Consider the following 9,043-nt stretch of genomic DNA (forward strand, 5'->3'; position numbering starts at 1 on the left):
ATATTTTAGCGGCTCTGGGAATGTTTTAAATTAATATACAGAGGATGAAACCATGTTTATGCAAGAACTAAAGCTCGAACTAGCGTTTGAATTTTCGCCAGATGAAGTGAAACTACTACTGGCAATCAAGCTTTATGAGGTGGGCAGGCTTTCGATTGGACAAGCGGCAAAGGTGGCGGGTTATTCCCAACGAGCATTTATGGAGATTTTGGGACATTATCATGTGCCTGTCTTGGCCTATTCTCCTGATGATTTAGCCGCAGAGGTTGACTTATTGTCATGAGTCAAAATCTGGGTCGATTGATTGTGGATGATCTGCAAGCTCGGAAAGTGGCTCAACGCTTGGGGGTGAAAATCACAGGAACTATGGGAATTTTAATTATAGCGAAGAACAGGGGAATGATTGATTCGGTTAAGGGGGTGATTGACTCTTTAGAATCGGTTGGGTTTTATGTGAGCGAAGCTCTGAAAGCCCAAGCGTTGAAGTTGGCGGGTGATGATGAGTCGATGACTGGAACGGTTAACAGCACTGATTCAGGAGAAGTTGGTGGAGGGGGCGATCGCTGAGTGAATGAAAAGCACAAAATCTGTATTTTGACGCTAGGATCGCTGGGGTGGCGGGTCTAGGGTGGCGGGTTCTCTCGCTGTAAGTGTATTTTATGATTTATTAAAGGTGGCGAGCGGCAATGCCGACGCTGTGCAAACGATGCCTAAAAAGATTGGGGAGTTAAAGGCTATGCTTAGAAAAGCGGGTGCGGCACTCCAAATACTTAAAGATAAGGAGCAAGGTTAATGATCCCATCTAAATATCGCATCAATATCATCTGGTCTGAAGAAGATAATTGTTATCTGGTGGAACTGCCGGAGTTTGCCACGCCAATACAGCGCTATTTTACCCACGGGGACACCTACGAGGAGGCACTGACTAACGCCCAGGAGGTCTTGGAGTTGTTACTCGAAAGCTACAGGACAGAGGGAAAGGATCTACCAGAGCCGCAGGTGTTACAAGTTGCTGGGGGAATGGATTAGCTGAATGAGTGGAAAGCACAAAGTCTATATCTTGACCCTAGGATCCCTTAGCTGGCGGGTCTAAGGTGGCGGGTTCTCTGGCTGTAAGTGTATTTTCTGATTGATTCAAGGAGGCGATCGATGAGTGAGTGGAATATCGAACCTTTGGGAAAAATTGCTGTTATACAAACGGGTCGTCTTGACTCAAATGCTGCGGTGGATGGAGGAATATATCCTTACTTCACTTGTTCACCTGTCACCCGTTCTATTAATGAATATAGCTTTGATGGTGATGCTGTTTTACTAGCATGCAACAATGCAAATGGGATATTTTCTGTAAAGCACTACAATGGCAAATTTAACGCATATCAAAGAACCTATGTAATGTTATGGTCGAAAGGGAAGTCACCTTCGCCAACTCCAATTCCAAACCGTGCTTGATACTTTCACATCACACGGCTCCTAATGTGAATACCCTATTGTCAGTAGGAACGGGACTACAACCCCCCGCTTTATGACTTCAACTTTCAGAGCTATATGACATACGTAGTCTTTAAACTCGCTTTCGCCGTAGGACTCCTACTTACCGCAGTCTCTATATCCACACCGTGACTAGTGGGCATATCCTAACCATTACAGTTAGGCATTAGCTTTCAGTCACATCCTTTCCCCTTAAAGGTATACGCTTACACTTTTGACTACTCAATAGACACAACACTACTGAGAGCCTAAAAGGGGTTTAAACGTTCCGTTTATACGGGCATTCCATCTTTAGACTTGTCCTATCCACCGGGTTACTTAAAAAGGTCTGTGTAGGTAGCGTGCTCAGACTCCTACTTTTCTCCTTACTCTTTTGAGTGCAGCGTATCAACCTATTTCGCTACTTACTATTGACGATGGTTCAAGTCGGAACATTCAGATTTCCTTAGTCATGGATGGTTGGCAGTGGTCGAGTGAGAGGTAGGTTCCCCTATTACGCCTTCCGTTCCCCGCTTCAACCCTAGGAGTGTGAATCCTCAAATTGGGGGTGGCTATCGCCGTTACTCTATCCCATAATCGCCCCAAGTGGGTTTAATACTCCTCCTAGGTATACTTGGATGGTATATTGCGATTTCTTAAAATGGGATTGACCTTGAGTTCCCTGCCTTGCTTAGATTTCTCCAAGCGTTGGGACATATAAACAGTTATGGGATGGTCAGGGTACGAGTCCCTTATATTTCACCAAGGGGTGAAAGTCCCACTAGGAAGTTATTTCAGGCATTGCAGCCCTATTTCACTCCTAAACGTCTCGCACGGACACCAATAGTCAGACATACCCTAGAGAGACCGGACGCAACACCATACGACGGAAACTGGACATACTGGGCAACCAGAAAAGGACAAGCAATTGGAACACCAACAAGGATAGCAAAACTACTCAAGAAACAGAAAGGTAAGTGTAAATGGTGTGGACAATACTTTACACCATCAGACGTAATTGAGGTTCACCATATTGTACCTCGATGCCTAGGCGGAAAGGATGTATACAATAATCTTCAATTACTACACCACCACACCCGCGATGACAAGACAGCCCTAGACAAGGCTAAAGCTGTATCCATAACAATGGAACAGTCAGACTAGGAGCCGTGTGAGGTGAAAGTCTCAAGCACGGTTTTGAATGGGAGGGAATGGAGGCGACTCCATTCTCGACCCCTAATGGCATGGACAGTATCAAGATGCAGAAAGGCAAATCACGATAAACTGAGGAAATATTTTAGACCGGGAACGGTCAAACTCAGTAATGGGAAAGAAAGACATGAAACTTGGTTATTCCAGACCAAGGATGGATACACGTTATGGAAACATGACTGGACTCCGATTGTCAGACACACCCTAATACGCCCGGAAGCAACACTTTATGACGGAAACTGGACTTACTGGGCAACCAGAAAAGGACAAGCAATTGGAACGCCTAATAGGGTAGCAAAACTACTCAAAAAGCAAAAAGGCAGGTGCTCTTGGTGTGGGCAATACTTTACCCCATCAGACATAACTGAAGTAGACCATGTTGTACCTCGAAGCCACGGTGGAAAGGATGAATACAAAAATCTTCAGTTACTACACCGCCATTGCCACGATGATAAGACGGCACTCGATAATTGGTGTTGCATACAGCCTTTGTCTCAATCATTAAGCACAGTAACAACACTTGGTAAACCAGTTATTCAAACACTGTAAATCCACAAGGCTTACCGCCACTTCTACTAATCTCACTAATAATTCCATGGTCTCCGTCCTGAACTTGCACACTACACTTTTGAGCTGTGACCACATCATCTCTATCGGGTTAAACTCAGGGGAATACACCGGCAGATATTCTACCCTGGCTCCTACTGACTCTATCATTTCTTTGACTTCTTCTCGATGATGAGAATTTCAGTTATCCATTACCACTACATCTCCTTTTTTTAATTTTGGCAATAAATCTAACTTGATGAATTGGAGAAAATCCTCTTTTTTCATTGACCCTTATAATGTTTGAGTCGCCACCACTCCGGAGAGCTTAATTGCACCAATTATTGTCATTTTTTGACCTCGATAGGATTTCCACAGTTCATAGACTTTTTTCCCTTTCGTAGCTCTGGCTAACGGTCTGCTCATCCCTACCCATAACCCACTTTCATCAATAAACACAAGCTTTTCAGGAGCCACATCTCTAATTATTTACCAATAATCTACTCGCGCTTTCTGTACTTCTTCTGTTACTACTTTTTCGCTCCTGTATGTTTTTTTTTGAGACTTATATCGTGCTGCTTTAAAAATCTATCTATCATGGTCGTACTGACATTTATGCCCAGCTTTTCTCTGAGCTTATCACTATATTGCCATAAGGTCAGGTCGGGGTGGGCTTCTACAATATCTATCACGGCTTCCTCATGCTTAGATAAAATGCTTTTCTTTTTAGTGCCACACTTACGAGGAGATAAGTCTCCCGTTAATCGATACTGTTTGACCAGTCGCCTTACCGTGTCTGGACTCACCAAAAAGCGTTGCGCTACTTTTCGGATAGAGGTGTCTCCTTTTTCATAGGCTTCTACTATCTTTTTCCGAAAATCTAAAGAGTAACGGCTCATGGTAGTTGGTTGTGATAACTTATACAATAGCCATACATTATACTGTACTGTGTGTTTTGTGTAAAGGCTGTAATAGAAAATGATATTCTCAAATAAATCAAGATGGATTGTCCTTATTGCCAAAGCCATAAAGTAGTCAAAAATGGTCATCGTCAGGGAAAACAGAGTTACCTGTGCCGTGAATGTGGTCGCCAATTTCGAGAAAATCCCTGTCCTGGAGGTTACAGTTCTGATGTCAAAGAGCTTTGTGTGAAAATTTCCCTCAATGGCATGGGATTTCGAGCCATTGAGAGAGTCACTGGTATTTCTCACAACACAATACTTAACTGGGTTAGAGTTGCAGAAACCCACATTGATGAGGAAAACTATGAAATTCCTGAAATAGCTCAAATTGATGAGCTTCAGACTTTTGTGGGTTCAAAAAAAACCATCTGGGTCTGGACAGTTGTGAATACCAAACTGCCTGGCATTCTGAAGTTTGTCATAGGCGACCGCTCATTGCTGACTTTTACCACATTATGGCAAATGATTCAGGGCTGGGCTGGTTTTCTATATATTACGGACGGATACAAAGTTTATCCTTGCTTAATTGAGGATTGCAATCATCTAGTCAGCAAAACGGCTATGACAAGAGTAGAAGGAGAAAACTGCCGTCTGAGGCACTATTTAGCCAGGCTACATCGCAAAACTTTGTGTGATTCCAAGTCCACTGAGATGTTGTACAAATCAATTCGCTTACTTATCTATTATTTGAAGCATGGACAACTTCCTCCGTTCTCTTAATCATTCCTCACTGTGCAATACCCGATAATTCCAACGCTGTATCCCTAACAATGGAGCAATCAGATTAGGAGCCGTGTGAGGTGAAAGTCTCAAGCACGGTTCTGTATGGGAGGGGGAGATGGTGACATCTCTCTCGACCCCTACTAAACCGACTCGGGTTCAATTTCCATGCCTGCCTGCCCAACTTGTATAGCAAAAGACAGAACAGTTAGGACGTATAATGGCACGGATATCTACAGAAGACCCAAAATGCCAGCCCCCTACAGTTACGACCTTAGACAAAAAGTTATTAATGCAATTGAACTAGACGGTATACCCAAAACCGAAGCCAGTCAAGTTTTCCATGTCAGCAGGAACACCATCAATCTCTGGCTGCAAAGAAAAGAACACACCGGCGACTTCCTCCCTAAACCTAATCGCCCACCTGGTCATGGCCACCAAATTACCGACTGGCACAAATTCAAGGCTTTTGCCCAAGAGCATGGCGATCAAACCTCCGCTCAGATGGCTCAACTTTGGGATGACGACATCTCTCCTCGCACCATATCCAGAGCCTTGAAGAAAATTGGCTTCACCAGAAAAAAAACTTACGGCTACCAAGAACGTGATGAGCAACAGCGAGAGGAGTTTATTGCTCAGATTGAACAGATGGAGCCGGAAGGGTTGGTTTACCTCGATGAAGCTGGCATGAATAGTCAAGACTCGGATTATCCTTATGGTTACTGCGAGGAAGGACAACGCTTCCATGCCCTCAAATCAGGGAAGAGGCAGGGCAGGGTGAGCTATATGGCGGCATGGTGTTATCAACAACTCTTACAGCCTTTACACAAAACACAAAGTACGGTATAATGTATGGCTATTGTATAAGTTATCACAACCAACTACCATGAGCCGTTACTCTTTAGATTTTCGGAAAAAGATAGTAGAAGCCTATGAAAAAGGAGACACTTCTATCCGAAAAGTAGCGCAACGCTTTTTGGTGAGTCCAGACACGGTAAGGCGACTGGTCAAACAGTATCGATTAACGGGAGACTTATCTCCTCGTAAGTGTGGCACTAAAAAGAAAAGCATTTGATCTAAGCATGAGGAAGCCGTGATAGATATTGTAGAAGCCCACCCCGACCTGACCTTATGGCAATATAGTGATAAGCTCAGAGACAAGCTGGGCATAAATGTCAGTACGACCATGATAGATAGATTTTTAAAGCAGCACGATATAAGTCTCAAAAAAAACATACAGGAGCGAAAAAGTAGTAACAGAATAAGTACAGAAAGCGCGAGTAGATTATTGGTAAAGAATTAGAGATGTGGCTCCTGAAAAGCTTGTGTTTATTGATGAAAGTGGGTTATGGGTAGGGATGAGCAGACCGTTAGCCAGAGCGACGAAAGGGAAAAAAGTCTATGAACTGCGGAAATCCTATCGAGGTCAAAAAATGACAATAATTGGTGCAATTAAGCTCTCCGGAGTGGTGGCGACTCAAACATTATAAGGGTCAATGAAAAAAGAGGATTTTCTCCAATTCATCAAGTTAGATTTATTGCCAAAATTAAAAAAAGGAGATGTAGTGGTAATGGATAACTGAAATTATCATCATCGAGAAGAAGTCAAAGAAATGATAGAGTCAGTAGGAGCCAGGGTAGAATATCTGCCGGTGTATTCCCCTGAGTTTAACCCGATAGAGATGATGTGGTCACAGCTCAAAAGTGTAGTGTGCAAGTTCAGGACGGAGACCATGGAATTATTAGTGAGATTGGTAGAAGTGGCGGTAAGCCTTGTGGATTTACAGTGTTTGAATAACTGGTTTACCAAGTGTTGTTAATGTGCTTAATGATTGAGATAAAGGCTGTAGCTCCCTTTACCTTTGAGGGTTGTTGTAATTGGACAGTGTTTGAGTTGTGGTTGGAGTTTATCTTAATTCCAACATTGAAGCCAGGTCAGACTCTAGTATTGGACAATGCAACGTTTCATAAAGGGGGCGGATTGCTGAACTGGTGGAGGCAGCTCAATGCCGTTTACTCTATCTTCCGCCTTATTCGCCAGACCTCAACAAGATAGAGAAATGTTGGTCGTGGTTGAAAGCCCGCATTCGCCATTGTATTGAGGTCTGGCGAATAAGGTGCTATACATCAAAAGGTTTAACAATACCTTGAGACAACCAGTGTCTCGCTTAGTACCCAAGACCTTGTCCTTTTCCAAGTGTTTGCAGAATCACATTGGTGGCATTTGGTATTTTATCCATCACTACAACGCATCATTACCTCTTTAGCACTACCACCCTACAAAAGGATTCGCTTCCGGAGTTTGGTTACTGGTCAAAATTCATCTCGCCGTTAAGCCGCTCGGCTTAACGGGAGTCCTCTTTTGAGATTTAAGATCAGCTTGGGAATTTGTTTAACTTAACTGTGTTAGACTGAATTAAATTCTCCAAAAAAGCCTGCTACAATTTTGGGCAAGAAAATCTCAAATCAGTGTGGCTAAGTCTGACATCGCTGCTTGTTCAGGCGGGCATTGTAAACTTTTATTACGAAACTCATAGATTCTTCAAAAGTGATCGGGAACCCCCATTACAGGTGATGAAGATTAGCTTGTTAACTGATAGGGGTCACTTCTTTAATGAGGGAGTTTCCATATACTAGGTAACAGACCTGAAAAAGTAACCCTGATTATTGATATACCGACTAATTCAGGTATCCCTCACCAATAATTCATGACTCAGATTGCTGATCGGCAACATTGGGAACTGAAAGACTCAAGAGCGGTCTTAACCTGAATCAAGAATTAGCTAGTGCGATCGCCAACCTTAACATCCTGGGAATACTGAATCCTAGGCTCTGTGAGAGCAATTTGTGTTTAACCAAAAGCAACTGAGAACACGATCATGTCAGCCACCAAAGCTTCCCCAGATAAAGAGTCCACCCAAACTTTCCCAACTAAGGACAAGGATATGGAACTACCAACAGATGAACTCATCCGCCTTGACTTCAGTGATGTTGACCTCTCTGAGGCTCAAAGCAGTAGGCGCACTACGGACTTAGTGCGTCTGTACCTCCAAGAAATTGGTCGGGTTCGCTTACTGGGAAAAGATGAGGAAGTCTCAGAAGCCCAAAAAGTTCAGCGTTATGTACAACTGGTGGAATTGCGGGACACGGAGGCGGAAACCAAGGGGGGGGTACTCCAGACCTATGTTAATCTCCTGAAAGTACGCGATCGCCTCTGTGCTAAATTAAGCCATCGTCCATCCTTAGAGCGTTGGGCTGCGGCTGGGGGGGTTAATGTAGCTCAACTCAAGCAGATTATGGCAGAGGGTAAGCGCTGTTGGGCGGAACTAGCTAACCTGAGTGTAGAAGAACTAAAACAAGTCCAGCGGGAAGGCCTACAGGCTAAAGATCACATGATCAAAGCTAATTTGCGCCTGGTGGTATCAGTTGCTAAAAAATATCAAAACCGTGGTTTAGAACTATTAGACTTAATCCAAGAGGGAACCCTAGGATTAGAACGAGCCGTAGAAAAGTTTGATCCTACCCGTGGCTACCGCTTTAGCACTTACTCTTACTGGTGGATTCGCCAAGGAATTACCCGGGCGATCGCCACTCAAAGCCGGACTATCAGGCTTCCGGTGCATATTACCGAGAAACTCAATAAAATTAAGAAAGCCCAGCGCAAGATTTCCCAAGAAAAAAGTCGCACGGCTACCATTGATGATATCGCCACTGAATTAAAGATGACCCCGGATCAAATTCGGGAAGTGCTGCTGCGGGTTCCCCGTTCAGTTTCCTTAGAAACCAAAGTGGGAACGGACAAAGATACAGAACTAGGAGATTTGCTAGAAACAGAAGAAAGCACCCCGGAAGAACTGTTGATGCGGGAATCTCTTTATCGAGAACTACAGAACCTCCTAGCTGATCTCAGTGGTAAGGAGCGGGCTGTCATTCAAATGCGTTATGGTTTGGGTGATGGTCATCCTTACTCCCTAGCGGAAATTGGTCGTGCTCTGGATCTGTCGCGGGAACGGGTTCGCCAAATCGAGGCTAAGGCTCTGCAAAAACTGCGCCAGCCTAAGCGTCGTAACCGAGTGCGGGATTATCTGGATTCTCTGGATTAGTTTTTGAGCCTTGGTGGCGGGGTTATGGGAGAT

Annotated in this window: 7 protein-coding genes and 7 pseudogenes; 13 read left to right on the forward strand and 1 reads right to left on the reverse strand. The window is 44.0% G+C overall.

Going from position 1 to position 9,043, the window contains the following annotated elements:
* Window positions 1–52: 52 nt before the first annotated feature.
* From HFV01_RS00895 to HFV01_RS00925, 7 genes and pseudogenes are all read left to right on the forward strand, one after another.
* Window positions 53–283: a UPF0175 family protein gene (locus HFV01_RS00895; protein WP_006623204.1), complete on the forward strand. Its 231-nt coding sequence runs from the start codon at window positions 53–55 to the stop codon at window positions 281–283.
* Complete coding sequence (locus tag HFV01_RS00900) at window positions 280–567, forward strand: PIN domain-containing protein (protein ID WP_006623205.1); 288 nt, start codon at window positions 280–282, stop codon at window positions 565–567. The genes HFV01_RS00895 and HFV01_RS00900 overlap by 4 nt, the downstream gene beginning before the upstream one ends.
* Before the next feature lie 61 nt (window positions 568–628).
* Window positions 629–793 (forward strand): hypothetical protein, encoded by a 165-nt coding sequence (locus HFV01_RS00905; RefSeq protein WP_006623206.1) that lies wholly within the window; start codon window positions 629–631, stop codon window positions 791–793.
* On the forward strand, window positions 793–1,029 hold the full coding sequence (locus tag HFV01_RS00910) for a type II toxin-antitoxin system HicB family antitoxin (protein ID WP_006623207.1): 237 nt from the start codon (window positions 793–795) through the stop codon (window positions 1,027–1,029). Before HFV01_RS00905 ends, HFV01_RS00910 begins: the two co-directional genes overlap by 1 nt.
* Before the next feature lie 120 nt (window positions 1,030–1,149).
* Window positions 1,150–1,449 carry a restriction endonuclease subunit S domain-containing protein gene (locus tag HFV01_RS00915; protein WP_006623208.1) on the forward strand — a complete coding sequence of 100 codons (300 nt, stop codon included), beginning with the start codon at window positions 1,150–1,152 and terminating at the stop codon, window positions 1,447–1,449.
* Window positions 1,450–2,304: 855 nt separating this feature from the next.
* Window positions 2,305–2,631, forward strand: a pseudogene (locus HFV01_RS00920) (HNH endonuclease); the annotation flags it as partial.
* A 72-nt stretch (window positions 2,632–2,703) separates the two neighbouring features.
* A pseudogene (locus tag HFV01_RS00925) lies at window positions 2,704–3,228 on the forward strand (HNH endonuclease); the annotation flags it as partial.
* Here HFV01_RS00925 and HFV01_RS00930 read toward each other — a convergent pair.
* Window positions 3,181–4,124 (reverse strand): annotated as a pseudogene (locus HFV01_RS00930) (IS630 family transposase). The pseudogenes HFV01_RS00925 and HFV01_RS00930 sit on opposite strands and share 48 nt — an antisense overlap.
* A 102-nt stretch (window positions 4,125–4,226) precedes the next feature.
* Here HFV01_RS00930 and HFV01_RS00935 point away from each other — a divergent pair.
* From HFV01_RS00935 to sigC, 6 genes and pseudogenes are all read left to right on the forward strand, one after another.
* Complete coding sequence (locus HFV01_RS00935; RefSeq protein WP_006669616.1) at window positions 4,227–4,907, forward strand: IS1-like element ISArma2 family transposase; 681 nt, start codon at window positions 4,227–4,229, stop codon at window positions 4,905–4,907.
* Window positions 4,908–5,156: 249 nt separating this feature from the next.
* Window positions 5,157–5,729 (forward strand): annotated as a pseudogene (locus tag HFV01_RS00940) (IS630 transposase-related protein); the annotation flags it as partial.
* Window positions 5,730–5,793: 64 nt separating this feature from the next.
* A pseudogene (locus tag HFV01_RS00945) lies at window positions 5,794–6,727 on the forward strand (IS630 family transposase).
* Between the two features lie 26 nt (window positions 6,728–6,753).
* A pseudogene (locus HFV01_RS00950) lies at window positions 6,754–7,058 on the forward strand (transposase); the annotation flags it as partial.
* Window positions 7,040–7,174, forward strand: a pseudogene (locus HFV01_RS29995) (IS1 family transposase); the annotation flags it as partial. The pseudogenes HFV01_RS00950 and HFV01_RS29995, both read left to right, overlap by 19 nt.
* A 612-nt stretch (window positions 7,175–7,786) precedes the next feature.
* Entirely contained in the window at window positions 7,787–9,010 is a 1,224-nt protein-coding gene (sigC, locus tag HFV01_RS00955) for an RNA polymerase sigma factor SigC (protein WP_006623217.1), read from the forward strand.
* Window positions 9,011–9,043: the final 33 nt, after the last annotated feature.

The sequence above is a fragment of the Limnospira fusiformis SAG 85.79 genome, assembly GCF_012516315.1.
In the GTDB taxonomy this organism is placed as follows: domain Bacteria; phylum Cyanobacteriota; class Cyanobacteriia; order Cyanobacteriales; family Microcoleaceae; genus Limnospira; species Limnospira fusiformis.

Excerpts from the sequence above, each read along its gene's own strand:
- HFV01_RS00935 (WP_006669616.1), top strand. The coding sequence starts at position 4,227 with ATGGATTGTCCTTATTGCCAAAGCCATAAAGTAGTCAAAAATGGTCAT.
- HFV01_RS00915 (WP_006623208.1), top strand. The coding sequence starts at position 1,150 with ATGAGTGAGTGGAATATCGAACCTTTGGGAAAAATTGCTGTTATACAA.
- sigC (WP_006623217.1), top strand. The coding sequence starts at position 7,787 with ATGTCAGCCACCAAAGCTTCCCCAGATAAAGAGTCCACCCAAACTTTC.
- HFV01_RS00895 (WP_006623204.1), top strand. The coding sequence starts at position 53 with ATGTTTATGCAAGAACTAAAGCTCGAACTAGCGTTTGAATTTTCGCCA.
- HFV01_RS00900 (WP_006623205.1), top strand. The coding sequence starts at position 280 with ATGAGTCAAAATCTGGGTCGATTGATTGTGGATGATCTGCAAGCTCGG.
- HFV01_RS00910 (WP_006623207.1), top strand. The coding sequence starts at position 793 with ATGATCCCATCTAAATATCGCATCAATATCATCTGGTCTGAAGAAGAT.